Source organism: Kitasatospora sp. NPDC048662 (genome assembly GCF_055587065.1).
The window spans coordinates 1-24,080 of the sequence record NZ_JBVJHA010000013.1 but is presented as its reverse complement, the minus strand read 5'-3'; the positions used below and the strand labels follow the sequence as shown (position 1 = coordinate 24,080).

Annotated in this window: 25 protein-coding genes and 2 pseudogenes; 8 read left to right on the top strand and 19 right to left on the bottom strand. The window is 73.7% G+C overall.

Going from position 1 to position 24,080, the window contains the following annotated elements; all coding sequences use genetic code 11:
* Positions 1-67 precede the first annotated feature (67 nt).
* Together ACZ6R9_RS27800 and ACZ6R9_RS27795 are read left to right on the top strand one after the other, a co-directional pair.
* On the top strand, positions 68-793 hold the full coding sequence (locus tag ACZ6R9_RS27800) for a GNAT family N-acetyltransferase (RefSeq protein ID WP_465541024.1): 726 nt from the start codon (positions 68-70) through the stop codon (positions 791-793).
* A 91-nt stretch (positions 794-884) separates the two neighbouring features.
* On the top strand, positions 885-1,727 hold the full coding sequence (locus ACZ6R9_RS27795) for an aminoglycoside phosphotransferase (RefSeq protein WP_465541022.1): 843 nt from the start codon (positions 885-887) through the stop codon (positions 1,725-1,727).
* A gap of 73 nt (positions 1,728-1,800) precedes the next feature.
* Here ACZ6R9_RS27795 and ACZ6R9_RS27790 read toward each other — a convergent pair whose 3' ends face one another.
* The gene (locus ACZ6R9_RS27790; RefSeq protein ID WP_465541283.1) at positions 1,801-1,950 is read right to left on the bottom strand and encodes a hypothetical protein; all 150 of its coding nucleotides are present in this window, start codon (positions 1,948-1,950) and stop codon (positions 1,801-1,803) included.
* Here ACZ6R9_RS27790 and ACZ6R9_RS27785 point away from each other — a divergent pair.
* Positions 1,931-2,041: pseudogene (locus ACZ6R9_RS27785) on the top strand (hypothetical protein); the annotation flags it as partial. The gene ACZ6R9_RS27790 and the pseudogene ACZ6R9_RS27785 overlap by 20 nt on opposite strands.
* A gap of 144 nt (positions 2,042-2,185) precedes the next feature.
* Here ACZ6R9_RS27785 and ACZ6R9_RS27780 read toward each other — a convergent pair.
* The 5 genes and pseudogenes from ACZ6R9_RS27780 to ACZ6R9_RS27760 form a co-directional block, all read right to left on the bottom strand.
* A pseudogene (locus ACZ6R9_RS27780) lies at positions 2,186-2,539 on the bottom strand (methyltransferase domain-containing protein); the annotation flags it as partial.
* Between the two features lie 209 nt (positions 2,540-2,748).
* Positions 2,749-6,822 (bottom strand): SAV_2336 N-terminal domain-related protein, encoded by a 4,074-nt coding sequence (locus ACZ6R9_RS27775; RefSeq protein WP_465541020.1) that lies wholly within the window; start codon positions 6,820-6,822, stop codon positions 2,749-2,751.
* Positions 6,823-6,826: 4 nt separating this feature from the next.
* Complete coding sequence (locus tag ACZ6R9_RS27770; RefSeq protein WP_465541019.1) at positions 6,827-7,822, bottom strand: AAA family ATPase; 996 nt, start codon at positions 7,820-7,822, stop codon at positions 6,827-6,829.
* Positions 7,823-7,898: 76 nt separating this feature from the next.
* Entirely contained in the window at positions 7,899-10,103 is a 2,205-nt protein-coding gene (locus ACZ6R9_RS27765) for a VMAP-C domain-containing protein (protein WP_465541017.1), read from the bottom strand.
* Positions 10,104-10,108: 5 nt separating this feature from the next.
* On the bottom strand, positions 10,109-10,537 hold the full coding sequence (locus ACZ6R9_RS27760; RefSeq protein ID WP_465541015.1) for a CU044_2847 family protein: 429 nt from the start codon (positions 10,535-10,537) through the stop codon (positions 10,109-10,111).
* Between the two features lie 187 nt (positions 10,538-10,724).
* Here ACZ6R9_RS27760 and ACZ6R9_RS27755 point away from each other — a divergent pair, with 187 nt between their 5' ends.
* Entirely contained in the window at positions 10,725-11,294 is a 570-nt protein-coding gene (locus ACZ6R9_RS27755) for a TetR/AcrR family transcriptional regulator (protein ID WP_380478505.1), read from the top strand.
* A 535-nt stretch (positions 11,295-11,829) separates the two neighbouring features.
* On the opposite strand, the gene msrA is transcribed toward ACZ6R9_RS27755, so the two are convergent.
* Entirely contained in the window at positions 11,830-12,348 is a 519-nt protein-coding gene (gene msrA / locus ACZ6R9_RS27750) for a peptide-methionine (S)-S-oxide reductase MsrA (protein WP_380478507.1), read from the bottom strand.
* Positions 12,349-12,480: 132 nt separating this feature from the next.
* The gene (locus ACZ6R9_RS27745; RefSeq protein WP_380478509.1) at positions 12,481-13,059 is read right to left on the bottom strand and encodes a YbaK/EbsC family protein; all 579 of its coding nucleotides are present in this window, start codon (positions 13,057-13,059) and stop codon (positions 12,481-12,483) included.
* 151 nt (positions 13,060-13,210) lie between these two features.
* Here ACZ6R9_RS27745 and ACZ6R9_RS27740 point away from each other — a divergent pair, with 151 nt between their 5' ends.
* Positions 13,211-14,491 (top strand): YhgE/Pip domain-containing protein, encoded by a 1,281-nt coding sequence (locus tag ACZ6R9_RS27740; protein WP_465541012.1) that lies wholly within the window; start codon positions 13,211-13,213, stop codon positions 14,489-14,491.
* A gap of 8 nt (positions 14,492-14,499) precedes the next feature.
* On the opposite strand, the gene ACZ6R9_RS27735 is transcribed toward ACZ6R9_RS27740, so the two are convergent.
* Positions 14,500-15,069, bottom strand: a complete 570-nt coding sequence (locus ACZ6R9_RS27735) for a maleylpyruvate isomerase N-terminal domain-containing protein (protein ID WP_465541010.1) — start codon at positions 15,067-15,069, stop codon at positions 14,500-14,502.
* Positions 15,070-15,110: 41 nt separating this feature from the next.
* Positions 15,111-15,485: a VOC family protein gene (locus tag ACZ6R9_RS27730; RefSeq protein ID WP_465541008.1), complete on the bottom strand. Its 375-nt coding sequence runs from the start codon at positions 15,483-15,485 to the stop codon at positions 15,111-15,113.
* A gap of 292 nt (positions 15,486-15,777) precedes the next feature.
* Here ACZ6R9_RS27730 and ACZ6R9_RS27725 point away from each other — a divergent pair, with 292 nt between their 5' ends.
* The gene (locus tag ACZ6R9_RS27725; RefSeq protein ID WP_465541006.1) at positions 15,778-16,503 is read left to right on the top strand and encodes a class I SAM-dependent methyltransferase; all 726 of its coding nucleotides are present in this window, start codon (positions 15,778-15,780) and stop codon (positions 16,501-16,503) included.
* A 7-nt stretch (positions 16,504-16,510) separates the two neighbouring features.
* Here the strand turns inward: ACZ6R9_RS27725 and ACZ6R9_RS27720 are convergent, their stop codons facing one another.
* The 8 genes from ACZ6R9_RS27720 to ACZ6R9_RS27685 form a co-directional block, all read right to left on the bottom strand.
* Positions 16,511-16,921 (bottom strand): Imm7 family immunity protein, encoded by a 411-nt coding sequence (locus tag ACZ6R9_RS27720; RefSeq protein ID WP_465541004.1) that lies wholly within the window; start codon positions 16,919-16,921, stop codon positions 16,511-16,513.
* 10 nt (positions 16,922-16,931) lie between these two features.
* Positions 16,932-17,468 carry a DUF6193 family natural product biosynthesis protein gene (locus ACZ6R9_RS27715; protein ID WP_465541002.1) on the bottom strand — a complete coding sequence of 179 codons (537 nt, stop codon included), beginning with the start codon at positions 17,466-17,468 and terminating at the stop codon, positions 16,932-16,934.
* Positions 17,469-17,531: 63 nt separating this feature from the next.
* Positions 17,532-18,302, bottom strand: a complete 771-nt coding sequence (locus tag ACZ6R9_RS27710) for a MerR family transcriptional regulator (RefSeq protein WP_465541000.1) — start codon at positions 18,300-18,302, stop codon at positions 17,532-17,534.
* A gap of 26 nt (positions 18,303-18,328) precedes the next feature.
* On the bottom strand, positions 18,329-19,153 hold the full coding sequence (locus ACZ6R9_RS27705) for an alpha/beta fold hydrolase (RefSeq protein WP_465540998.1): 825 nt from the start codon (positions 19,151-19,153) through the stop codon (positions 18,329-18,331).
* 71 nt (positions 19,154-19,224) lie between these two features.
* Positions 19,225-20,166 carry a sigma-70 family RNA polymerase sigma factor gene (locus tag ACZ6R9_RS27700; RefSeq protein WP_465540996.1) on the bottom strand — a complete coding sequence of 314 codons (942 nt, stop codon included), beginning with the start codon at positions 20,164-20,166 and terminating at the stop codon, positions 19,225-19,227.
* 10 nt (positions 20,167-20,176) lie between these two features.
* Positions 20,177-21,403, bottom strand: a complete 1,227-nt coding sequence (locus ACZ6R9_RS27695; RefSeq protein ID WP_465540994.1) for an NAD(P)/FAD-dependent oxidoreductase — start codon at positions 21,401-21,403, stop codon at positions 20,177-20,179.
* 80 nt (positions 21,404-21,483) lie between these two features.
* Positions 21,484-21,843: an MmyB family transcriptional regulator gene (locus tag ACZ6R9_RS27690; RefSeq protein ID WP_465540992.1), complete on the bottom strand. Its 360-nt coding sequence runs from the start codon at positions 21,841-21,843 to the stop codon at positions 21,484-21,486.
* Positions 21,844-21,943: 100 nt separating this feature from the next.
* Complete coding sequence (locus ACZ6R9_RS27685; protein WP_380478529.1) at positions 21,944-22,552, bottom strand: TetR/AcrR family transcriptional regulator; 609 nt, start codon at positions 22,550-22,552, stop codon at positions 21,944-21,946.
* Between the two features lie 90 nt (positions 22,553-22,642).
* Here ACZ6R9_RS27685 and ACZ6R9_RS27680 point away from each other — a divergent pair, with 90 nt between their 5' ends.
* Complete coding sequence (locus ACZ6R9_RS27680) at positions 22,643-23,026, top strand: DUF4345 domain-containing protein (protein WP_465540989.1); 384 nt, start codon at positions 22,643-22,645, stop codon at positions 23,024-23,026.
* A 153-nt stretch (positions 23,027-23,179) separates the two neighbouring features.
* Positions 23,180-23,320 carry a hypothetical protein gene (locus ACZ6R9_RS27675; protein WP_380478533.1) on the top strand — a complete coding sequence of 47 codons (141 nt, stop codon included), beginning with the start codon at positions 23,180-23,182 and terminating at the stop codon, positions 23,318-23,320.
* A gap of 53 nt (positions 23,321-23,373) precedes the next feature.
* Here the strand turns inward: ACZ6R9_RS27675 and ACZ6R9_RS27670 are convergent, their stop codons facing one another.
* A complete protein-coding gene (locus tag ACZ6R9_RS27670; RefSeq protein WP_380478535.1) occupies positions 23,374-23,916 on the bottom strand; it encodes a HEAT repeat domain-containing protein in 543 nt (180 codons plus the stop codon).
* Positions 23,917-24,080 lie beyond the last annotated feature (164 nt).

The window sequence follows — 24,080 nt, the reverse complement described above, 5'->3', positions numbered from 1 at the left end:
TCACGCTACCGACACGGATCAGCCGACCGGGCTGCCGGGCATGGCGCAGGCCGGGCAGGATGCGGCCATGACGAACTCTTCGCTGCTGCAAGCCGTTTGGCGTCGCTGGGAAGGACTGGCCGGGGTACCGGCCACCTTCCCGCCGCCCGGCGGGGCCACCGTCGTGGTCGAGCCGCGCTCCGGCCTGTGCCCGCCCGGGTGGGTCGGGCTGGTGGCGCTCGGCGGTGCGGTGCTCGCGACGGCGCCGGACGAGCGGCGGGCGCGGCTGGTGCGGGCGGCGTTGCGGGAGCGTCCGGCGGAGGTGGCCGGGGACGCCGAGCAGCTGCGCCAACTCCTGCCGACCGGTGAGGTGCTGGGCCCGGCAGCGCTCGCCCACCTCGCCCCGAACGGGCTCCTCCCACCGCCACCCAGCACCCTCACAGTGCGCCAACTCCCGCCCACCGACAGCCGGTTGCGTGACCTGGAGCACCGCTCCGGACAGGCGGACGCCGACGAATCGGGTCTCGAGGACCTCACCTCCCCCGTGTTCACCGTGCTCCTCGGCGACCGCGCGATCGCCGCCTGCGGCTACCGCACCTGGCCGTTCGACATTGCCCACCTCGGCGTGCTCACCGACCCCACCCACCGCGGCCGCGGCCTCGCCGGCCACACCGCCGCTGCCGCCGCCCGCCACGCCCTCGCCACCGGTCTTCTCCCCCAGTGGCGGGCCCGCGTCCCGGCCTCCCGCCGGGTCGCGGCCCGGCTCGGCTTCAGCGAACTCGGCACCCAGGTGTCCATCGAGGTGCTTCTCTGACTTCACCCAGAAGAGTGGCCGCCGACTCTTGCCTTGGGTAGGCCGTAAAAGCGGGTGCGCCGGCCAGGCTGGTGTAGGCATGATCCTCAGCGTGACCGACCTGCCGAGCTCCTCTGTGCCACCCCGTTCCGTCCTCGATGCCTTCGGTGTGGAAGGCGACCCCGTCCCACTGGCCGGGGGGCAGGGACGCAGCGTTCTTGTCGGCGGCTTCGTCTTCAAGCCTGCTGACGGAGCCGATGACTTCGTCGAGTGGGCTGCGTCCTTGTCCGAGAACCTCGCGCCTGCCGACGGTTTCCGTGTCCCGTTCCCGCTGCGGTCCGCTGACGGGCGGAGCGTTGTGGACGGCTGGAGTGCCAGCGAGTTCCTCAGCGGTGAGCACGGTCCGCGGGGGCACTGGGCTGGCGTTCTCGGTGCCGGCCGCGCCTTCCACGCTGCTCTGCGGCATCTGCCCCGGCCCAGCTTCCTGGATCGGCGGACCGATCCATGGGCTGTGGGCGATCGGGTCGCCTGGGGCGAGCAGGAGGTGACCGTGATCGAGGATCTCGCCGCGCCGTTTGCGAATCTGCTGGAGCTGAGGCGCCCGGTGGAGCAGGACGCAGCTCAGCTCGTGCACGGCGATCTGACCGGCAACGTGCTCTTCGCCGCCGATGAACCCCCTGTCGTGATCGACTTCTCGCCGTACTGGCGGCCGCCGATCTTCGCCGAGGCCGTCGTGGTGGCGGACGGCCTGCTCTGGTTCGATCCTCCGTCCAGCCTGCTCAAGGCCGGTGAGGACCACCCGGAGTGGCAGCAGATGCTGATTCGGGCATTGATCTTCAGGCTCGTCGCCCACAGTGAGAGCGCAGGGCCGTCGGGGCAGGCTCAGCCGGGTGAGCCGGCGCGCTATGCGAGGGCGACGGACCTTGTGGCGAAGTTGGTGGCGCGACAGAAGTAGTCCTTTCTCCTGACCGCCCAACACCACGACCAACGAAGAGAGAAAGGTGTAGATAGCGGTGCACTGAAGGTGATCAGGCCCCGGCAACACCGAGGTGGGTTCGGTGGTGGCGCGGGGTCTCGATCTCGTCGAGCAGGGCACGGGCGACGTCGCCGTGGGTGACACGGGCGGCGAAGTCGCCGGTCGCGACGGCGTAGTGGCCGGTGGTTGTGGCGGTGCTCACCGCGTCGCTCCGAGCCCTGGTGCGCGACGGTTTTGTCCTCGGCACCGTCCACACCGGCCCAGCCCGCCGCGTCGAGCACGAGCTGACGCCGCTCGGCCGCAGCCTCCTCGGTCTGCTGGCCACCGCCCTTGCCTGGGCCGAGGCCCACCTGGGAGAACTGCTGGGCACCCGCGAGGCGGCCGTCCGAACCGCCCGGGCTAACGCCGCCCCGACACCAGCAAGGCCGCGTGCGGCAGTTGCCGACCACGGCATCGAACGCGCCGTCCGCGAACGGGAGTTCGGGGAGGGTCGCGACGCGCAGTTCGGCCTCGGGCGCGGCCCGCCTGGCTTCGGCCAGCATGCCCGGTTCGGCGTCCACGGCGGTGACGCGGGCTCCGCGGGCGCAGGCCGCCGCCGCGGCGGTGCCCGTCCCGGTGCCGACGTCCAGCACCGTGCTGCCGGGCCGGACCTCGGCGGCGTCGAGCAGTGCGGGCACGGGGTGGGCGCACAGCCGGGCGACGCTCGCGGCGTAGGCGGTGGTGCTCCTGGCCCAGATCCGGCGCTCCAGCGCGTCGAACGCGTCCACCTCCGCCTCTCCGACCCCGCTCATCCCCGCACCCTCCCGCATCTCGACCGCCCCGCATCGGCCACGAATCCTGCCAGACTCTCCCGCAGCCGCCCGATCCACTGCACCGCCGTCAGCCGACGTCCCCCGTGCCTCGTTCCTCGTTCCTCGTACCTCGTCCCCGTGCCTCGTCCCCGTGCCTCGTCCCCGTGCCTCGTCCCCGTGCCTCGTGCCCCGTGCCTCGTGCCTCGTGGTCAGCGGGGAAGGCTGAGGTCGGCCACCGCGCGGCGCAGCAGGGCGCGGACGGACGCCGGGCTCAGGCCCTCCGTCGAGACCACCGGGGCCCCGCGCAGCGCCTGCGCGGTCGCCCGGCCGTCGGTCTCGACGACGACCAGGCGGGTGGCCGCGACCGCGACGAGCAGGGGCATCCAGGCGGGGTGGCGGTCGGTCCAGGTGATCGCGGTTCGGGAGAGCAGCAGGACGACGTTGCTGCCCCGGCCGGCCTCGGCGAGGAGTTCGGAGCGTCCTTCGGTGGAGTCGAAGCGGTGGACGTGCACCGGGAGTTCGCCGAAGCACTCGCGGATCCGGTCCACCCACTCGTCGGTGGGCTCGCAGTGCGCGAGGACGAGCGGGGTGGCGGCGGGGTCGGGGACGCGGGTCAGCTCCAGGTACTGCTCGCGCAGGCGGGCGGCGACCCGCCAGGTCTCGGCGGGCCGTGACTCCCGGTCGTCGGCGAGCAGTTCACCGACCAGCCGGCGCAGGTCGAGCGGCACGGCCAGGGGCAGCAGTGCGACGGCGTCGGCCCGCATGTAGTGCCTCGCCAGGACCTCGTCCGGGAGCGGCCGCGCCAGGCCGGTGAACAGCGACACGGCCAGGACGCCCAGCGAGTACAGGTCGTCGGCCTGCCGTCCGGTGGAGCCGGCCCGGACCTCCGGCGCCGCGTACGGGAGGGCGTGGGCGAGCGGCGCGCCGCCGGGGTCGGCCGGTCCGGGCGCGGCGAGCAGCGCGGCGCCGTCGGGGCCGATCAGCACCTCGTGCGGGGAGACGCTGCCGTGGTGCAGGCCCCGACGGTGGAGGGCGTCCAGGGCGCCGGCGAGGTCGGTGAGCCAGCGCAGTGCGTCGGCGATCGGGACGGGCGAGTCCGGCCGGTCGAGGAGTTCGACCAGCGGGCTGCCCTCGCCCCAGGCGGAGACCACGCAGCCGAGGCCCGCGGACACGCCCGCCGCGAGCAGCGGCAGCAGGTGCTCGCTGTCGGCGGACGGCTCCTGGCTCTCCTGCGGCTCGGGTCGGCCAACGGGCCACGGCCGTGCCTTGATCAGCACCCAATCGCCCGTGGCCGGGTTTCGGCCGATCCACGGCCCGCCCAGCTGCCGGACGGTCCGGTACCGGCGTCCGGCCACCCGCACCTCCTCGGGCACCTCGAAGGTGTGCGGCGGCCCGGCGGGCACCCGGGCCGGCGGCGCTGCGGCCGGGCCCGGCCCGGTGGGCTCGCGGGTCGGCGGCTCGCCGACGCCGACCGAGGGGACGGGCCGCAGGATGTCGATGGCGGTGCGCAGCGAGGGGCGGCCGTCGGCATCGACGGTCACCACGCACGGAGTGCCGGCGTCGGGCACGGCATGCACGGAGCCGCCCGGCGGCGGCTCGACGGTGACGGGCGGATTGCCGAGGCTGAGCAGGTCCCAGACCTCGGCGGCCCCGTCGGGGCGGACGGTCACGGCGTAGGGCTCGGCGAGGACGGCGTCCGTGATCGGCATGGGGATTCCGCTCCGGACCCGGAACTCCAGGCCCATGGCGAGGCTCCAGTGCCGGATCGTCCCGTCCGAGCCGAGGGTGACCACGGTCGGGTCCTCGCGGTCCGATCCGGCGAACACCTTGAGCACCGGCCCGGTGTGCCCGGTCAGGACCACCGGGGTGCCCCCGCGTGGCAGGTCCCGGGCCACCACGCTGCCGTCGTCGTGGCCGGTGACCGCGACCGGCAGATCGTTCCATTCGGCCACGGTGAGGTCGGTCGCCGCGGCTCGGTGGGCGAGCGTGCCGACCGGGTCGAGGCTGCGCAGGCTCCGCACCGTCGACCTGCCGCCCGCCTCGACCGTGACCGAGTGGACGTCGTCGAAGGCGGTGACGGTGGTCAGCCGAGTCACCGCCCGTCCCGTTCCGGTCCGGTGGCGCAGCGTCCCGGTGCTGAGGTCCCAGACCCGGAGGATGTCGTCCGCGCCGGCCGTGACGAGGTGCGGCCGGCCGTCGAGCTCGGTCGGCACCAGGTGGGTTACCGGGCCGGTGTGGCCGGTCAGCGTGGACCGCAGCCGTCCCTCGGCGACGTCCCACATCCCGATGGATCCGTCCGCCATGCCGACCAGCGCCCACGGCTGGCCGTCCAGCATCGTGGTGGCGACCTGGGTGATCCCGCGGCTGCCGCTCGGCATCAGCACCGTCCGCCCGGTACCGGACTGCCACGCCGTCAGGCCGTGCGCGCCGTACGTCAGGATGTACCGTCCGGCGCCCGACCCAGCGAAGGCGACTCCGCTGCGCGACTCCGGGACGGCCGCCTCCCAGGCGTCAGCGTCGTCGGGCAGCGAGGTCCGGCCGGCGGCGGGCCGGACGTCCGCCTGCTGCATTGCACGGTCAAGGCCGGCCGGGGCAGCCGGCCCGGCGGGTTCCAGGGTGACCCCGAGGTGGCGCAGCAGGCTGGGCCCGATCCGGGCGAACGGGACGCCGGCCGGGGCGACGTCGCTGGGGAGGCGGGTGTCGGCGAGCCAGGCGGGGAAGTCCGGCGAGCGCCCGAGGAGGGCGGCGACCCGGTGCGAGACGTCGCGGGCGACGGTCAGCAGGCCGACGGCGGGGACGGCCGCGAAGAGTTCCTGTTTGACTTCCTCCGCCAGGTCGAACATCCGCTGGTTGGGCGGGAGTTCGGCGCCGTTCGGGCCCGGCGCGGCGACCGGGCGGAGCAGGCCGCCGAGGAAGACCTCGGCGAGTGGCAGGGTGCCGGCCCGGCCCGCCGGGTCGAGGGCGGACTGCACCAGTCGCATCACGGGGACGCTGACCGGGGCGAGCCCGGCGACGTGCGCGGCGAGCCGGTGCGCGGCGGGCGAGGCGGCGGCGGTGAAGCGCCGGAACCGGGCCAGCGGGTCGGCCGGCCGCCTCGTGCGGGGACCGGGCGCGGCGTTGGGGTCGCGCGGCTGCCAGAGCGGGATCTCCTGCTCGGCGCGGGTGCCGGCGGCGAGCCGGGCCCAGTCGGACAGCGCGGCGGGGGTGAGCTCCAGGACGGGCACGGGCACCCGGTCGCCGGGCCGGCGGTCGGTGGCCTGCGGCAGCAGCGGGTCGCGCACCCGCCAGGCGGAGTTGGGCGAGCCCTGCCGTTCGACCCGGACGGTGTGGTGGCGGGCCGCCAGCCCGGTGCCGGCCCACAGCCGGCGGGGCAGCGTGTGGACCACGGCCAGCGGCCCGGCCCGGCCCCAGTCGTCCAGGACGCGCTGCATCCGGCCGTCGCGCCAGGCCAGCCCGGCGCCGTCGCTGACCACCACCATCAGGGTCTGCCCGGTGGGGTCGGTGACCGCGCGGGGCGGGACGGTGCCGGGGGCGGAGGTGAACGGCCTGGGCCGCAGCGCGACCGGGCCCGGCCCGCGCGAGCGCAGCCCGAGCACCTTCACCTGCCGGAACGCGCCGGTGTGCTGGAACAGGTCGGTGAGTTCGGTGGCCAGGCGGCGCCACAGCAGCATCGACACCCCGTCGTCGACCACCAGCACGCACCGCAGCCGGCGTTCCCGCTCGGGGCGCAGCACCACGGTGGGCAGCCGGGTCTCGGCGACCGCTTCGGCCGAGGCGGTCTCGTCGAGGCGCAGTTCGTGCCGGCTGGGCCGGTGCAGGCGCAGCGGGCGCAGGCTGCGGGCGAGCAGGCGTTCCTGGTCGAGTTCCTTCGGCTCGGGGACGCGGATCGCCTGGCTGCCGCCGGGCGCGGTGCATGCGGGCGCGGTGGGCTGCCGGGCGGCGTGCAGCGGCATGGCGGTCGGCGGGCCGTGCGGGGTGCGGCGCGAGGTGGTGCGGTCGGGGGCGGGTGCGGCGGGTCCGGGCGCCGGACGGTCGGGCTGCGCGGGGCCGTCGGGTGCGGGTCCGGCGGACGGGAGCACCGGCGCGGGGTCGGCGGGCAGGGGGTGCGGGGCCGGGGGCGCCGGCGGCTGGGAGTCGGGTTCGGTTCGGGTGGGCGCGGGGAGGCGGTCGGCGAGCCAGAGCACGTCGAGCAGGGTGTCCGTGTCCAGCGTGAAGCCGGCCGCGGCGATCGCGTCGAGCGCCCGCCGTGCCGTGTCCCGGTCCCCGCCTCCGCCCCCGGTCATCGGGTCAGCTGCCCTCGCCGAGGCTGCGCAGGACCGCGCGGTGCACGTGGTCGCGGTCGGCGGGGGCCCCGCCGTGGCGCAGGAAGACCGCGTTGAGCAGTTGGTCGGTGGCGAGTTCGCCTTCGGCGCGGCGGGCCAGGAAGTCGTCGAGCAGGGCCTCGGCGCTGCCCAGTGCCTCGCTGCCGAGGTGGGTGCCGATGATGTCGAGGAGCCGGTCGCGGTCGGGTTCGGGCAGGTCGAGGCGGAGGCAGCGGCGCAGGAAGGCCGGCGGGAACTCGCGCTCGCCGTTGCTGGTGATCACCACGACGGGGAACTCGGTGCAGGTGATCCGTCCGGCGCGGACCACGGCGGGCGGGCCGTCCGGGTCGGCGGTCCGGACGGTCACCTCGGCGCCGGCCGTGCCGTTGGCGGCGTCCTCGCGGCTGCGGGCGAGTTCGGGGATGTCGAAGAAGCCGTTCTCGAAGACGGTGAGCAGGTCGTTGGGCAGGTCGATGTCGCCCTTGTCGAGTTCGTCGACCAGCAGCACCCGCGGCAGCTCGCCGGGCACCAGCGCGGTGCCGACCGGGCCGAGGTGGACGAACTCGCCCGGGTCGGCGTCGGCCCCGGCGCCCTCGGCGGCGGGGCGGGCGCTCTCCCGCAGCCGCCCGATCGCGTCGTAGCGGTACAGCGCGGCCTGCAGGGTGGAGCGCGAGTTGATCGGCCAGTGCAGGACCTCGCCCAGCCCCAGTTCGTGGGCGAGCGCGTACGCCAGCGAGGACTTCCCGGTGCCCGGCTTGCCGGTGACCAGCAGCGGGCGGCGCAGGTGCAGGGCCGCGTTGACGATGTCGGCCTCGGCGGGGCCGAGCCGGTAGGGGTGGACCGGCGGGCCGTCGGTGGCGGTCGCGGCCCCGAAGCGCCGCCAGGGCGGGGCCTCGGGCATCCGGGCGACGGGCCGGCTGACGCCGTCGCCCCGGAACAGGCCCCAGGAGGTCCGGCCGGTGTCCTCACTCGTCGAGCTCATCGAGCCGTTCTCCCTCGTCCGCCCGGCGTGCGCCGGTCCGTGGTCGCTGCCGCCGGCGCGGCGTCGTCGGTCGTCATCAGGCCGGTTCCTCCTCGGGGTCGAAGAGTTCGGGCACGATCGGTGCGGGCCAGTCGGGGCGTTCCTGTGCGAGGACCGGCCGCAGGGGGTACGCGGTGTCGTCGCCGCGCACGAGCGCGCGGTACTGGCGGACCCGTTCGGCGAGCGTGTCGTGCGGCCCGTCGGGGTCGAGCGGGTCGTAGTGGTCGGCGGGCAGCGCCTCGGGGTCGGCCCGGTCCCACAGGACCGTCGGGATGCCGGCGTGCAGGCAGAGCGCCGCGTGGCGCTGCCGGACGGCGGCGCCGGGCGTGCGGACCAGGACGCGGGCGGCCGTCAGGTCGCGGAAGAGCACGGACTGGACCTGGTGGTCGGCCGTGCAGGTCTCGTCGAGGTGGAGGGCGGGCGGCGTCTCGCGGTACTCCCAGCGGTTGGCCAGCGAGCCGGTGCGTTCGGCCAGATCGACGCCGCTCAGGGTGCGGCCGAGCCGGACCAGCACCCGGCGGCGCAGGCCGAGCGGCTCCGAGGTCAGGCCGGCGGTGTTGGCCGGGTCGGCCCCGTCCCAGGTGTCGACGGGCAGTGCCAGCTCGTGGTCGTCGAGGAAGAATTCGATCACCGCGTCGGTGCCCCGGACAGCGGCGATCGAGCGGATCCGCCGGGCGATCGCGTCGGGCGGCATGGGCTCCGGGGCGACGTCCGTGGCCAGCCGCAGGCTCCCGTCGGGCTCCGCCGCCCACACGTGGCACAGGTAGCGGCCCGGCGCCCCGTTGTTGGGCCGCTCGTACAGGCTCAGGCTGACGGCCACCCGCCCGGCGCTCCACTGTTCGGCCCGCCGCTCGGCCCACTGCTCGGCGAGGGCGCGGTGCTCGTGCAGCGCCGCCTCGGGGATGCCCAGGCGGCGCAGGACGCGGCTGCCCCAGTCCCTGAGTTCCTCCGCCGCCTCCGGGCGGTCGGCGGCGAGTTGGGCGGCCCGGTACTCGGTGAACCGGAGCAGTTGCGGAACCAGCCGGGAGGAGTGCCGGTACAGGCCCTCCAGGTGCGCGATCAGCCTCGGCAACCGTTCCCGTTCGAGCGCCTCGGTGTTCGCTTCGAGGGGCAGCCGGAGGTCCTCCGGCAGCGGGACCCCCGCCAGCGGCTCCACGCCGGCCAGGCCGATCGGGAGACCCGCGACGGGCTCGCCGATCTGCTGGAACAGCCACGCGTACTCCTCGGGCGAGAGCAGCGCGCTCACCCCGAGGAGGGGCATCTTGGCGAGCAGCAGGTCGGCCGTCGCGTCCTGCGAGTCACGCAGCGACTCGACGAACGCGGCCAGGCCGCGGGGCGTGTGGAGCAGCACCTCGGCGAACTCGTCCGGATCCGGCGCGGCTCCGGCGCCCTCCAGGACGGTCAGCCCGCACGCGTCGGCCACCGCCCTGGCGTGCTGAGCCCGCACGCTGTCCTTCAGGTGCCCGCTGATCAGGGTCTTCAGGGTGCGCTGCGCCGTCCGGCGGGCGCTCGGGTCCGACGGCCGACCGTGCGCGGGCCGGGTGCCTCCGGCCGGTGCGGGCAGGAGCTTGTCCGCCGCGGCCTCGCCGAGCCGGTCGGCCAGTTCGCGGTGAATGGTGCGCCAGGGGATGGTGAACGCCCGGTTGATGAAGCCGTCGCCCCGCAGCCGCCCGAGGATCAGTCCGACGACCGCCTCCGTACCGCCCGACCAGAGCGGGCCGCCGCTGTAGCCCGGACCGATTCGCGGCCCGGTGCCCCACCGGTCCAGGTAGGCGACGGACGGCTCCACCGACGAGATCGTGCTGTCCACGAAGCTCGCGCCGGACTCCGCGCTGAACCAGGCCCGGACCTGTTGGTCCCGGCCCGGCTGCTGCCAGTACTGCTGGACGGTGCCGGGCGGCTCGGGCCCGAGGATCTCCAGCAGCGCGAGGTCGCCCTCCCAGGACTCGGCCCACGGCGACACCTGCGCACCGTCCGCGTCGCGCGGCGGGATCCACTGGCGGCAGCGCGCCTCGAACTCCCGTCGGCCCAGCTCGATCCGCACCGACCCGGCACCCGGGTGGTCCTGCTGGAACTGGCCGCGCCCCAGCGCGTCGTTGACGACGTGCGCGCAGGTCAGCACCAGCCCGTCCCGCAGGTACAGGCCCGCACCGGACTGGTCGCCGGCCTCGGTGAGCACCGAGACGTGCGAGGCCAGCAGGTCGGCCTCGGCGGCGCGGCCGCTGCTGAACCACTTGCGCACTGTGCTCAGTTCCCGCCGACCTGCGCGGCTCCCGGCTGCGCCGGCAGCGCCTGGGCGGGATCGGCCGTGGGGAGCTTCCAGGTCGCGGAGATGGTCAGGCTGGCCTCGGCCGTACCGCCGACAATGCCGAGCTTCAGGTCGGAGCCGAACTGCACGCCGAACTCCACCGCCACCTCCTGCGGGCGCGAGGGCACGGCCGTCACCGTGTCGTGCACCTCCTGCAGCAGCGGCACCAGCGGTCGCAGCGCCGTCCGCAGCGCGTCCTGCGCGAGCGCGGCGGTCCGCCGCCCCGCCCCGGAGGACACCGCCTCCCCGCCCGCCAGGTCCGGCGGCCTCCGCGCACCCGGAGGCCGCTCCCGCTCGGCGTCCACGGGGAACACCCGCAACCTGACCGACGTACCGTCCTGAAGACCCAGCTCGATGAACTCCGTCACAGCCAGGATTATGGTGACGGCCCGTCGGCCCGGGGGCCGGATCCCGCAAAGTCGGTCAACTCGTTATCCACCCACCTGGCGCCCGGCACCGATCACGGGGGCCGGGCGGTCCGCTCACGAGACACGATGCCATTTCACCTAAGCTGCTTAGGTATCTGGATGATCGAACAGCAGGAGGCGGGTCCAGGTGGCACGTGCGGGACTGTCCGCGGAAGTCCTCACCAAGGCGGGCGCGGAACTGGCCGACGAGGTGGGCTTCGAACAGGTCACGGTGACGGAGCTGGCGCGACGCTTCGACGTCAAAGTGGCCAGCCTGTACTCGCACGTGAAGAGCTCGCACGACCTGAAAGTGCGGATCGCCCTGCTCGCCCTGACCGAACTCGCCGACCGCGCCGCCGACGCAATCGCCGGACGGGCGGGCCGCGACGCGCTGGCCGCCTTCGCCGAGGCCTACCGCGGCTACGCCACCGAACACCCGGGCCGCTACCAGGCCACCCGACTCCGACTCGACCCCGAGACCGCGGCGGCCAGCGCCGCCCCCCGGCACGCCCAACTGACCAGGGCAATCCTGCGCGGCTACCACCTGCCGGAACCCGCCCAGACCCACGCGGTACGCCTCCTCGGCGGCGCCTTCCACGGCTACATCGAACTGGAGACCGCCGGAGGCTTCGCCCACACCCCGGTCGACCCACAGGCGTCCTGGGACTGGATCATCGACTCCCTGGACACCCTCCTGCGCACCCACGCCGAAACCTGACACCACCCCGGCCCCACCCACCCAGCCCGGCAACCATCACCGCCTCCCCCAGCCCCCGACCGGCCCCCGCCGTCGCGTCCAGGCAGCTTCCACCCGGGCCTCAGGAACCACCACCACCGACCCGCTCCCGGCCCAACCGCCATCACCGCCGCTCCGACCCGCCGCCAGGCGCCATCGCCGTCGCGCACCGGCAGCAGCCCCCACCCCAGCCGCAGAAACCACCACCACCCCGCGACCCGCTCCCCGCCCAACCGCCATCGCTCCGACCCGCCGTCAGGCGCCATCGCCTATCGGCAGCAGCCCCCACCCCGGCCACCGACCCACTCCCCACCCGACGACCATCACCGCCCCCTCCGACCCGCCGTCAGGCGCCCGCGCCGGCGCCGTCGCGTACCGGCAGTCGCCACCCCGGCCGCCGACCATCACCGCCGCTCCGACCCGCCGTCAGGCGCCATCGCCTATCCGCAGCAGCCCCCACCCCGGCCACCGACCCACTCCCCACCCGACGACCATCACCGCCCCCTCCGACCCGCCGTCAGGCGCCCGCGCCCGCGCCGTCGCGTACCGGCAGCCTCCACCCCGGCCGCGGGTAGTGGCAGGTGTAGCCGTTGGGGTAGTGCTGGAGGTAGTCCTGGTGCTCGGGCTCGGCCTCCCAGAAGTCGCCCAGCGGCGTCACCTCGGTGACCACCTTCCCGGGCCACAGGCCGCTCGCGTCGACGTCGGCGATGGTGTCGAGCGCGGTGGCCCGCTGCTTCTCGTCGCCGTAGAAGATCGCGGAGCGGTAGCTGCTGCCGATGTCGTTGCCCTGCCGGTCCACGGTGCTCGGGTCGTGGATCTGGAAGAAGTACTCCAGCAGCGTGCGGTAGCTGATCCGCGCCGGGTCGTAGACGATCTCCAGCGCCTCGGCGTGGCCGGGGTGGTTGCGGTAGGTGGCGTGCGCGTTCTCTCCGCCGGTGTAGCCGGTGCGGGTCGACTGGACGCCGGGGAGTTTGCGGATCAGCTCCTGCATTCCCCAGAAGCAGCCGCCGGCCAGGACAGCCCGGTCCGTGGTCATCTCGTTCTCACTCCTCGTGTGGGACGTCCGCACCCCTGGTGCGGTGCGTGGCCCGTCCGCCCGGGCACCGCCCGGCGGGACCATCCCCTCCAACCTCCGCCGCCCGTCCGGTGTTCCCACGGCCCGAGAGGTTCAGCCCGCCAGCCCGTCCAGCACCTGCGCACCGGGCAGCGCGGCCAGTGCCGCACCGGGAAGGATCAGCTTGCCGCGCCGCCGTCCGCTGCCGATCAGCACCCACGGGGTGGCCGCGACGGCGGCGTCGATCAGCAGCGGCCAGTGCGCGGGCAGGCCGACGGGGGTGATGCCGCCGTACTCCATGCCGCTCTCGCCGACGGCGGTGTCCATCGGCGCGAACGAGGCCTTTCGCGCGCCAAGGTGACCGCGCACAGCCTTGTTGACGTCCAGCCGGGTGGTGGCCAGCACCACCCCTGCCGCCAGCGTGGTCTCGCCGCCGCGCTTGGCGGCCACCACCACGCAGTTCGCGGACGCCTCGGCGGGCACGTCGTACGCGGCGCAGAACACGGCGGTGTCGGCGAGTTCCGGGTCGGTGTCCACGTACCGCACGGCGCCCGCGAGTTCGGCGTCCCAGTGCTTCAGCGCTGCCGCCACCGGCCCGGCCAGCTCGGCGACGGCGTCCAGCGCGCGCCGCACCTCGGGGAAGTTCCCGAACGGCGCCGCCACCTGCTCGTCCAAGAAATCCTGCTCGTCCATGGGCCCACCCTAGCGAACGCACCGCGCAACCCAGGCTGGCCCGTTGGAGTGAGCGCGGCCGGTGTCGCGGCCGCCCCGGCCGGGGCCGGACCCTATCGTCGTGGGCGTTCCGCCGGGGGAACGGCAGCCGGCGTCGACTGGGTGGAGTGGCATGGCGACCGAAGTTCCCCCGCAGGAGCCCGCCCCGCAGGTCCGCGCGGGGCGGGTGCTGCGCCGGTGGCGGATGTGGCTGGTCCCGGGGGTGCTCAGCGCGCTGGTCGCGCTGGTGCTGTCGCTGCTGTACATGGGCGGCATCCTGACCCCGTCGGAGCATCTGCACCGGATGCCGATCGCGCTGGTGGACTCGGACGCCGGACCGCCGCTGCCGGGTCAATCCGCGCCGCTGGGAGCGGAGTTGACGGACGCGGTGGCGGCGGGGACGCCGCCGGGGCAGGTGCAGTGGCAGCGGGTGTCGCGCGCGCGGGCCCAGGAGCTGCTGGCCTCGGGCCGGGTGTACGGGGCGCTGGTGGTGCCGGAGGACTTCTCCCGCACGGTGGCCGCCTTGACGGCGGATCAGGCCTCGAAGCGTCCGGTGCTGCTCACGCTGACCAATCCGGGCGCCGGTTCGCTGGCGTCCTCGCTGGCGAGCCAGATCACCCAGCAGTCGGCGCACCGCTCCTCGCAGACCCTCGGCACGCGGCTGACGGCGGCCGTGCCGAACGCCACGGCGACGGCGCGGCTGCTGCTGGCCGACCCGGTGGACGTCCAGGTGCAGCCGGGGCATCCGATCGGTCGGCACACGGGGCTCGGTCTGAGTGCCTTCTACTACACGCTGCTGCTGGTGCTGGCGGGCTTCCTGAGCGCCAACCTGGTGCACAACGGGGTGGACACCTCGCTCGGTTACGCGGACAGCGAGATCGGGCCCTGGCATTGGCGCCGGCCCACGGTCCCGATCAACCGGACCCAGACGCTGGTGGTGAAGATGGTGATGACGGCGGAGCTGTCCGTCGTCACCACCACGATGATCATGCTGGCGACGATCGGCATCCTCGGCATGGACGCCCCGCACCTGCCGCTGCTGTGGCTGTTCTCGTTCTGCGCCTGCGTGGCGGTGGGTCTGGGCGTGCAGGCGATCAACGCGGCGTTCGGCTCGCTCGGCCAGCTGGTGGCGATGTTCGTCTTCATCGCGCTCGCGCTGCCGTCCTCGGGCGCGACGGTCCCGCTCCAGGCCACGCCGTCCTTCTACCGGTTCCTCGGCGCGTTCGAGCCGATGCGTCAGGTCGCGGGCGGGGTGCGGGCGATCCTCTACTTCGACGCGCAGGCCGACGCGGGGCTGACCCGCGGCTGGGTGATGATCGCGGTGGGTTTCGTGGTGGCCCTGGTCTTCGGCTTCGCGATGACCTTCTACTACGACCGCAAGGGCCTGCACCGGATGGTCCCGATGCCGTCCTGACCCACCGGTCAGGACGACAGCGCCGCCCGCCAGCCCCAGGACTCGCGCCGCGCCAGGCCCGGCAGTTCACCGCGCCCGGTGCACCACAGCAGCACCCGCACCGGGTCACCGGCCGGCGCGTCCGGGAACAGCCGGGCCAGCACCGCGGCACAGAGCCCGGGCGGCGGGGTGCGGTCGAGGCCGAGGCCGGTGACGATGTCGTGGGTGTGCAGCAGGATCTCGGCGACGCCCATCGCGGCGAAGCCGGTCCGATCGGCCGGGCCCCAGTGCCAGGCCCGCAGGTCCGCATCGGTGGCGGCCAGCGCGAGGGCGAGCAACTCGCCGCAGGCCAGAGCGATCTGCAGCGTGGTGGCGGGGTCGGTGCCCGGACGGACCGTCAGGTCGAAGGGCAGGTAGCGGTCGGCGGGCCGGGCCGCCAACTGGCCGGCGTAGGCGAGCAGATCGTGGCCGATGTGCGCCAGCGTCTCCTGGCACGACCACTCCAGCCCGCCCGCCGGAACGCTCCAGTCGGCGTCCAGATGCGGGGCGAGGGTGAGCCGCAGCTCCGCGAGGGCCGCACGCAGATCCTGATCGTTCATCAGCTCATCCTCGCACCCGCACCGTTGACCGGCTACCGGCCCTACAGGTACGGGCGGGTGATCAACTCCAGGCCGTGGCCCGCCGGGTCGAGCAGGTAGACGCCGCGCCCGCCGTGCTCGGTGTTGGTCTCGCCGGGGCGCCGCATCTGCGGGTCGGCCCAGTGCGGGATCTCGCGCTCGCACAGCAGCGCGTAGGCCCGGTCGAAGTGCTCGTCGTCGACCAGGAAGGCGTAGTGCTGGCGCTGGATCTCCACCGGCGGCTCGGCGAACTGGAGCAGCACGCCGTCGGCGAGCGTCAGGTTGGTGAACGGCCCCCAGGACGGGGCCTGTTCGGCCTCCAGCAGCTCGCGGTAGAAGCGTGCGGCCACCTCGCGATCGACGGACGCGATGATGGTGTGATTGAAGGCAGCAGGCATGGCTTTGGGTGAACCTCGTTCCGGTTTCGGGGAGTTGGCGCAGGCCCTGTCGGCCTGCCCGGTCTGCTGGCACTGCCCCCAGGACCGGGCGGTCCCCTGACCGGCGGGCACCCCGAGGGCACCCGGGGCGGCCTCAGCCGCCCACCGGGTCACCGATCCGTGCGTGGCCCATGGCCGTTCCGGTGTTCACCCGGGCACCGTACGCAACACCCCGCCCGGGCGGCAACGGGTTTTCCACCGCCCGCCGAAAACCGCAGGTGCCCGCCCCTCCGCCCGGCATACCCTCGCCCGCATGGCAGACGAGTGCTTCACCGACCCCCGACTGGTCGCGCTCTACGACGCGCTGGACCCGGACCGCTCCGACCTGCTCCCCTACCTCGGCCTGGCCACCGAACTCGCCGCACACAGCGTCCTCGATCTCGGCTGCGGCACCGGCGTGTTCGCCCTGCTGCTGGCCGCCCGCGGCATCGAGGTGACGGGGGCGGACCCGGCAGCCGCGTCCATCGAGGTGGCCCGGTCCAAGCCGGGCGGCGACAGCGTCCGCTGGATCTGCGGCGACGGAACGACGCTGCCGCCGCTTCACGTCGATCTGGCCACCATGACGGCCAACGTCGCCCAGGCGATCACCGACCCCGCCGGATGGCTCGGCACCCTGCGGGGCGTCCACGCGGCGCTGCGGCCGGGCGGCCACCTGGTGTTCGAGACCCGCGACCCAGCCCGTCGAGCCTGGGAGCACTGGACCAGGGAGGCCACCCACCAGGTCGCCGACCTGCCGGAGATCGGCCCGGTGGAGACCTGGTTGGACCTGCTGGACGTCAACGGGCCACTGGTGACCTTCCGTTCGCACTACGTCTTCCGCTCGGACGGCCGGCACCTCACCTCCGACTCCACACTGCGCTTCCGCGAGCGCGCCGAGGTGGCGGCCGACCTGCAGGCGTCGGGCTTCGAGCTCCGGGAGGTCCGCGACGCCCCCGACCGCCCGGGCCGCGAGTTCGTCTTCCTCGCCCGCCGCCCCTGACACCGCGTCAGGAAAGCCAGGGGTCCTCCAGCACCGGAATGCACGGCGACAGGTGGGCGTCCTCGTGCACGCTCACCTGCCCCCGGACCATCCGGTGCACCACGAACCCGTCCGCATGCGCCCGGTCCTCCTCGTCGTGGACGTACAGCAGCCCGTAGGAGCCGGGCGCGCGGACTCCGACCTCGCGGAAGAACGCCAGGATCCCCGGGTACGTGTGGTTGCTGAAGCCGCCGAGATGCAGGAACGGTTCGCCATTGATCCACCGCACATCGACCAGCCCGTGCCCGGCGAACTCCCGGGCCCGTTCCTCGATGCCCTCCACCAGCCGCCACAGGCGCGCCTGTTCCACCGCGAAGTCCTCGTCGTCCTCCGCGTCGGCGCGCTCCCGGACGGTCACCCAGCCGTGGTATTCGAACACGCGCGGCAGGCTACCAGTCGCCACCGGGCCGCACCGGACCGCCGAGCCGCACGGGGCCGACGCCGGAGGGCAGTTCACGAACGGCCTGCGCGACCGCCTCGCCCGCGGTGGCGAACCGCCCAAGGTTCGACGTGGCGAGAATCCCGGTGCCCACCCCGAATTCACCGTCCCCGTTCGCCGACAGAACGGGCCCGACCGCCACCATCAACGGCCCGGTAGCAGTGGAGAAACGCAGCCCCCAGTGGCTGGTGAAGGGATACAGCGCACGCAACACCGGCTCCGCCCAGGCAGCCTCGACCAGCTGCCGGTACGACTCGGCCCAGGAGTACTCCAGGACGGCCGCCTCCGCACGCAGCCGTTGCCACGCGGACTCGGTCAGTCGGGCAGCGGAAACCTCGGCGAAATTCGGTGAGTCAAACACGGCCCCGATTCTCCCCGACCGGCGGAGCCCTCCCGCGACCGGAACACCCCGCGCCACGAAGCAGCCCGAGCCTGTGCCCACGCTTTCGTCCAGGACCGGGGCCGATACTTCGAGGCTGTTGTCCACGCGGGCGAGGATGACGCGGTGCGTGGTCTCAAGAAGTTCGACGACGCCTGCCTCCGCCACCCGTCAGGGCAGTTCGGCCCCGGTCGCGTGCAGCTTCTGCTGGATCAGTTCGGTGAGCCGGCTCCACCCCGGCCGGGTGTCCTCGCCGTGGTGGGTGAGAAGGGCGTGGCGGGTGGTGGCGTCGTCCTTGTCCTGGAGGCCCGTCAGGGTGGGCAGCAGGGAGGGGTCGGCGAGGAAGTGCTGGGCCATCTCCTCGGCGAGTTCCTCGATCCGGGGGTCGTCGGCGGCCCAATTCCCGGCGCTCCAGGTGAGTTTGATCAGGGCGACGTGCCGGGGGTCGTCGAGGCCGTGCTCGATCTGCGCGAGGTAGTCGTCGAAACCCTCGGGCACCAGCGCCCGGACCAGGATCAGTCCCTCCCGGGCGATGGCCATGTCCTCGGCGGAGAAGCCCAGTCCGGGCATCCGGTCGAGGATGGCGCAGGCCCGGTCGGGCAGCAGCACCCGGTCGCCGGTGGCGAGTCGGCGCAGCGTGTCTCGGCGGGCGGTCAGTTCCTCGATCCGGCGGGTGAGGTCGTCCTCGACCTGGTCGAGCGCGGTCGTGAAGTTCTCTCCTTCGGCGTCCAGGATGGGGCCGATCCCGGCCAGCGGGACGCCTGCCCCGGCCAGGGTGCGGACCTGGACCAGGCGAAGCAGTTCGGCGGTGCCGTAGCGGCGGTAGCCGGAGCTGTCGCGGCGGGGTTCCTCGACCAGGCCGCTGCGGTGGTAGACCCGGATGGTCTTCACGGTGATGCCGGCGAACGCGGCGGCCTGTCCGATGGTGATCCCGTCTGTCATCCTGCCTGTCATCCCGTCAGAGAACCTCACTGCGCGGTGTCCTGTCCAACCTCGCGCACGGCGGCTGCGACGGCCCGGTGGTCCTTGCGCACGATGGTGGTGTGCTTGCTCGGGACGGTGGCGCTGACCTGCACGTGCGGGTTGCGGGCGAGGACCGGGTCGAGGGTGGCGCGCATCGCGGTCAGGCCCTCCTCGGTGCCGCCGAGGCTGGCGCCGGTGGCGACCAGGAACCGCATGGGGAAGGTCACCAGGTCGAAGGCCGGGTCGCTGTCGGCGACGATCTCGTTCAGTTCGATGTTGATTTCGGCGTGTTCCTCGGCGGACATCCGCGCGGCCATGCCCAGCGGCCGGACCAGTGGCATGATCCAGCCGAACTTCCGGAACATGGCGCGGATCTGTTCGCGTCCGGCCTCCCGGCCGCCTTCGACGGTGGCCAGGTAGTCCCAGGGGTAGCCGCCGTCGACCATCACCGCGCCGACCGTCCGGTCCGGGTTGCGGGTGCTCCAGTGCAGGGCCAGGGCCGCGCCGTAGGACCAGCCGACCAGCAGCGGCCGCTGCACCCCGGTGGCGTCCAGCACCGCGTCGATGTCGCGCAGGCAGGCGGCGAAGGAGTAGTCAGCCGACTGCTTGGAGCGGCCGCGGGCCCGTTCGTCGAAGGTGATGTGCCGGTAGCCGTCGCCGAGTTCGGCGATGACGTGCCGCCAGTTCCGCTGGGTGGCGTAGGAGCCGTTGAGGTAGAGCACGGGCTGCCCGGGGCCGCCGGTGTCGGTGACGGCGAGCGCCGTGTCCTCCACCGGGACCAGCCCGGACCAGGGAGCCTTGTGGGTCGTGGTGTTCGCGTTCTTCGTCATGCCTTCAGCGTGGGGCTTGACCTCGGGTCAAGGTCAAGCCGACCGCATGTGACCTACCAGGTGACCGACCGTCACCACTCCGCGACCAGCGGCGCCCCCGTTTCGTGCTGCCCCCAGACCGTGTTGAGACGCGTCAGCCGGTCCGCGGCGCCGATGCCGCACAGCGCCGCGACCTGGCCGTCGCGGAGCTCGAACACCACGACGCCCGCCACCCGGCCGCCGACCACGGCGGCCACGGCCGGGGTGCCGTTGACGTCCGTGAGGTGCAGCGCGACGGAGCCGCCGGCCAGCCGCCGCTTGGCGGGGGTGGGACGGAAGCCGGCCCGCACGGTGGCGGCGATCTGCTCCCGCGTGGTGAACCGCAGCAGTCGCTTGGCCAGCCCGGCGCCGTCCGAGACCATGGTGGCGTCGGCGGTGAGCATCGCCACCAGCTGGTCGACCCGCCCGGAGGTGGCGGCGGTCAGGAACTCCTCCACCACCCGCCGCGCGGACGCCGGGTCGGCCGCACGGCCGCCGCCGGGGCGTTCGGCGGCGACCCGGCGGCGGGCCCGGTGGACGTGCTGCTGGCTGGCGGACTCGCTGATGTCGAGGATCCCGGCGATCTCGGCGTGCGGGTACGAGAACGCCTCGCGCAGCACGTACGCGGCGCGTTCGACGGGCGCGAGGCGCTGCATGACGGTCAGCACGGCCAGCGACACCGACTCACGCTGCTCGACGGTTTCGGCGGGGCCGAGCATCGGGTCGCCCTGGAGCAGCGGTTCGGGGAGCAGGTCGCCGACGGCCCGCTCGTACCGGGCGTGGGCCGAACGGAGTTGGTCGAGGCAGAGGTTGGTGACGACCTTGGTCAGCCACGCCTCGGGCACCTCGATCCGGTCGCGGTCGGCGGCCTGCCAGCGCAGGAAGGCGTCCTGCACGGCGTCCTCGGCGTCGCCGGCCGAACCGAGCAGACGGTAAGCGAGCGAGGCCAGCCGGCTCCGGCTGGCCTCGAAGCGGTCGATGGCGGCGCTGTCCATGTGCGACAACTTAGGCGGCGCTCCGCACCGGGCCCTTCGCGGGGTTCTGGCCGGCGTTCTGGCCGGGTGTCCGCGCGGGGACGGCCGTCAGGTGGTGCTTGCGCCTGGGCAGGCCGTAGGTCGGGTGCGCGATGGTCCACGCGGAGGCCTTGAGGACGCTCGTCTTGAACCGCACGGCGGTCCGGCCGCCCAGGAACCAGGACTTGGAGCGTTCGGCGCCGTCCACCATCTGTACGAGCGCGTCCCGCTGCCCGAGGCTGATGTGGTTGCCGAAGTACTTCAGTCCGGAGACCGTGGCTTCGCGGCCCGTCAGGCGCGCGACGATCGCGGCGGTGGCCTGGCCGGCGGTGAGGCCGGCCGAGGCGCAGGACATCGGCAGCGGGCGGCCGTTCACTCCGGTCGCGTGGGCGCAGTCCCCGGCGACGTAGACGTCCGGGTGCGAGACGGAGCGCATGGTGCCGTCGACCAGGATCCGGCCGTCCACGGCGAGCTCCAGACCGCTCAGGGCCGCCAGCGGGTTCACGGCGAACCCTGCTGTCCAGACCGTCACTTCGGCGGGCAGGGCGCGCCCGTCGGCGGCGATCGCCCGGCCGGGCTCGACGGCTTCGATGCCGGTGTGCTCGTGGACGGTGATGCCGAGCCGGGCGAAGGACGCCCGCAGGTAGTGGCCGGCCTTCGGGGAGAGCCAGGCGCCGAGTTCGCCGCGGGCGGCGAGCGCGACCGCCAGGTCGGGGCGGGCCTCGGCGATCTCGGCGGCGGTCTCGATGCCGGTCAGCCCCTCCCCCACCACCAGTACGGTGCCGCCGGCGCCCAGCGCGGCCAGCCGGTCGCGCAGCCGCAGCGCCGAGGGCAGGCCGGTCACGTCGAACGCGTACTCGGCCACACCGGGGACGCCGTGCCGGTCCACCGCGCTGCCGAGCGTGAACAGCAGGGTGTCGTAGGCGAGTTCGGCGTCCCCGTCCGCACCGCTGACGGCCACGGTCCGGCGCTCGGGGTCAAGCCCGGTGACGCGGGCCACCCGCACCCGCACCCCGGTACCCGCGAACATGTCGGCGAGCGGGCGGAATCCGACCTGGTGGCCGCTCGCGAGCTGGTGCAGCCGCATCCGCTCGACGAAGTCGGGGGCGGCGTTGACGACGGTGATCTCGATGTCCTCGGCGTTCAGCCGGCGGGCCAGGTTTCCGGCGGCGAAGGCTCCGGCGTAGCCGGCGCCGAGGACGACGATGCGGTGCCTCATGAGGGTGCTCCTGTCTGGTTCGCGTGCCCTCTGAACGGGACGGCGCACCGATTGCTGACAGCACCTGAAAGTGACCTGCGTCACCAGACCCTGGCGCCACCCCCGGCCGGGCCCATGACAACCCAACCGGCAAGCAGGGTGAGCGCGTCCGCGGCGGCACCGTCCGCAGGCGCGCCGCAGACCACCGCACCGAACCCCTCCGGCACCCCCATTCCCTCGCGGCCACGTTCCGGTTCGCCGACCACCGGGCGCCGGAAACGTCTGACGCCCGCCCGGACCACGCGCACGTCACGGCCGCCCCGCACGGTGCCGAACTCCTCGCTGCGGACGGACAGTTCGCCGATCGGCCGGGCCGGCTCCGAATCACACGGCCGCCCACCCTGCCCGCCGCGTGGAGTTGCGCCCGGCGACGAGGCCGCCCGGACCGTCCCCGCCGTCAACCAGTGTGGGGCACCCGCTCCTCCAGCAGGCCGAGGCAAGGCTCTCCAGGACCCGCAACGACTCCTCCTGAAGCACGCACGCCCCGCCCCAACCGTCCGCTCAGCGCGGCCAGTCCGGCGCGGGGTCCTCGTCGAGCAGCGGCCTGATCGCGCCCAGGACCGCGCCGATGCAGACGTCGCGCAGCTCGGCGCGGGTGCAGTTCGGCGCGATCAACCAGTCCACGCACAACACCTGAACAAACACCAGCCAGCTCTTCAGCACGCCCGACACGGCCTCCCGGCTCCGGTCCCCGGCGGGCGGGAGCGCGCTCAACAGGCGCTCCCGCAGCGCGTCGAGCTCGTCGGCGATGATCGTCTGGACCAGCCGGTCGCCGGCCAGCACCCGGTTCGCCGCCAGCACGGTGTTGCGGTTCTCCGCGAAGTACTCGATGTGCGCGTCCAGCCCCTCGGCGAGCTGCTCGACCAGGGAGTCCGCGGGGTCGAACCGGGTCTTGGCGAGCAGCTGCTCGGCGACCTGCCGGTAGAGGGCGGCGAACAGGTCCCGCTTGCTAGGGAAGTGCCGGTAGAGCAGCGCCCGGGAGACCCCGGCGCGCTCGGCGATGTCCTCCATCAGCACCTCGTCGTACGCGTGCGCGGCGAAGAACTGCGCGGCGACAGCAAGGAGTTGGGCGCGGCGTTCGGCGGGGCTGAGGCGCTGGCGAGGAGGCATCCGGCCATGCTACTTGACACGCGTCCACTAGCGGCGCGTAGCCTGATGCTCTGGTTGACGCGTGTCTACTAACAGGGGGTTGACGCTGTCATGACCAAGGCCAAGGCACTACGCGCGCTCATGCTCACCATGGGCTTCAGCTGCGTGGCGATCGGGCTCTTCCACGTCCTGCTCGGCAACTCCGCGATCCCCGGCGAGAGTTCGGCCGGCCCGACCATGGACAGTCTCGGCCGCTTCTTCGGCGCGATCTTCGCCGGGTACGGCGTCGCCTGGCTCCGGGCCGCCCGCCAGTCGCCGATCCGCACCACCACCGTCCAATGGCTGTCCGGAATCCTGCTCCTGGGCGCCCTCGGACGACTCCTCTCCCTCGCCGTACACGGCTGGCCGCACTGGTTCCAAATCGCCCTGGCCGCGATCGAACTGGCCCTCCCACCCCTCTTCCTCCGGCTGGCCCACCCCGCCCCCGCCCGGTAACCCCGACCCGCCTCACCGGGCGGGCTCCCCACGCACCACCCCGCCCGGGCACATACGATCAACTGCCCGCCAGGGACCGGCACCGCCGCAGACGGGAGCCCGACCGGTGGAGGACCGGAACAGACTCTGCTGCTACTTCTCCGCTGCTACTTCGTGGCCGTCCCCGAACCACTGACCGGCGGCCCCACCCTGCCCGCCACAAAACGGCTGACCACGGCATCCACCTGCCTGATCGGCCAACTCCCGCAGAACGACAGCCGGTTCGCCGCCCGCCAAAGCGCCCCGGCCGCCTGATCGAATGGCAGCTCCCCACCTGAGCCCACCCCAACGTTCGGCCGACCGCCGCGCTATCTGGGCACGCGGGGACCGGTCCGTTCATAGATGGCCCCGCCGGGAATGAACCAGCCCGCCTTCTTCCGGACGGCCGGGCTCGGGTCCTGCCCGTGGGACGTCTGCAGGGCTGCGAGGGCCCTGGCATCGCTACGGGCGAACTTGCCGACGAGCTCGGCAGCCCGCGCTCGGACTCGCGGGTCGGGATCGGAGGCCAGATGCCGCAACGCGGGCTCGAGGACCTGGTCCGCACCCGGTGCGCATGCGTCGTCCTTGCACCGGTCGCACGCGAGGGCGTGAAACGCGGCGATCCTGACCTGGGCGTCGGGATCGTCGGCCATGGCGATCAGCTGCCCCATGGACTCGGTGTCGACCAGGTGGTCCAGAAGCCGACAGCAGCCCTCCCGGACCGCCGCGCTCTCATGGGACAGCCCGGTCCGAATCGCACCCACGCCAGCATCCTTGCGTCGCAGCAGCTCCCAGTACGCCGCCACGGCACGCTGCGGGTCGCCCAAGTACGAGACGAGGGCTTCGTTGTCGGTCCTGACGAATCCGAGCATGGCCTCAGTGTCGATCCGCCCGGCACACCCCGACAAACGAATTTCGCCCCCGCCTCCCCGACCGGCCTCAGTGGCTGTTGTCGTTCCGATCTTGAGGGGTGCTGGTCGAACGGGAGTCTCGATCGGGTGAGTATGACGGCCGGCGCGCATGAAAGCAGGGCCTC

What these genes read in the sequence shown, in the direction of transcription:
- ACZ6R9_RS27800 (WP_465541024.1), top strand. Translation starts at nt 68, where the DNA reads ATGACGAACTCTTCGCTGCTGCAAGCCGTTTGGCGTCGCTGGGAAGGA.
- ACZ6R9_RS27775 (WP_465541020.1), bottom strand. Translation starts at nt 6,822, where the DNA reads ATGACCGGGGGCGGAGGCGGGGACCGGGACACGGCACGGCGGGCGCTC.
- ACZ6R9_RS27770 (WP_465541019.1), bottom strand. Translation starts at nt 7,822, where the DNA reads ATGAGCTCGACGAGTGAGGACACCGGCCGGACCTCCTGGGGCCTGTTC.
- msrA (WP_380478507.1), bottom strand. Translation starts at nt 12,348, where the DNA reads ATGACCACGGACCGGGCTGTCCTGGCCGGCGGCTGCTTCTGGGGAATG.
- ACZ6R9_RS27745 (WP_380478509.1), bottom strand. Translation starts at nt 13,059, where the DNA reads ATGGACGAGCAGGATTTCTTGGACGAGCAGGTGGCGGCGCCGTTCGGG.
- ACZ6R9_RS27740 (WP_465541012.1), top strand. Translation starts at nt 13,211, where the DNA reads ATGGCGACCGAAGTTCCCCCGCAGGAGCCCGCCCCGCAGGTCCGCGCG.
- ACZ6R9_RS27735 (WP_465541010.1), bottom strand. Translation starts at nt 15,069, where the DNA reads ATGAACGATCAGGATCTGCGTGCGGCCCTCGCGGAGCTGCGGCTCACC.
- ACZ6R9_RS27730 (WP_465541008.1), bottom strand. Translation starts at nt 15,485, where the DNA reads ATGCCTGCTGCCTTCAATCACACCATCATCGCGTCCGTCGATCGCGAG.
- ACZ6R9_RS27725 (WP_465541006.1), top strand. Translation starts at nt 15,778, where the DNA reads ATGGCAGACGAGTGCTTCACCGACCCCCGACTGGTCGCGCTCTACGAC.
- ACZ6R9_RS27710 (WP_465541000.1), bottom strand. Translation starts at nt 18,302, where the DNA reads ATGACAGACGGGATCACCATCGGACAGGCCGCCGCGTTCGCCGGCATC.
- ACZ6R9_RS27705 (WP_465540998.1), bottom strand. Translation starts at nt 19,153, where the DNA reads ATGACGAAGAACGCGAACACCACGACCCACAAGGCTCCCTGGTCCGGG.
- ACZ6R9_RS27700 (WP_465540996.1), bottom strand. Translation starts at nt 20,166, where the DNA reads ATGGACAGCGCCGCCATCGACCGCTTCGAGGCCAGCCGGAGCCGGCTG.
- ACZ6R9_RS27695 (WP_465540994.1), bottom strand. Translation starts at nt 21,403, where the DNA reads ATGAGGCACCGCATCGTCGTCCTCGGCGCCGGCTACGCCGGAGCCTTC.
- ACZ6R9_RS27685 (WP_380478529.1), bottom strand. Translation starts at nt 22,552, where the DNA reads ATGCCTCCTCGCCAGCGCCTCAGCCCCGCCGAACGCCGCGCCCAACTC.
- ACZ6R9_RS27680 (WP_465540989.1), top strand. Translation starts at nt 22,643, where the DNA reads ATGACCAAGGCCAAGGCACTACGCGCGCTCATGCTCACCATGGGCTTC.
- ACZ6R9_RS27670 (WP_380478535.1), bottom strand. Translation starts at nt 23,916, where the DNA reads ATGCTCGGATTCGTCAGGACCGACAACGAAGCCCTCGTCTCGTACTTG.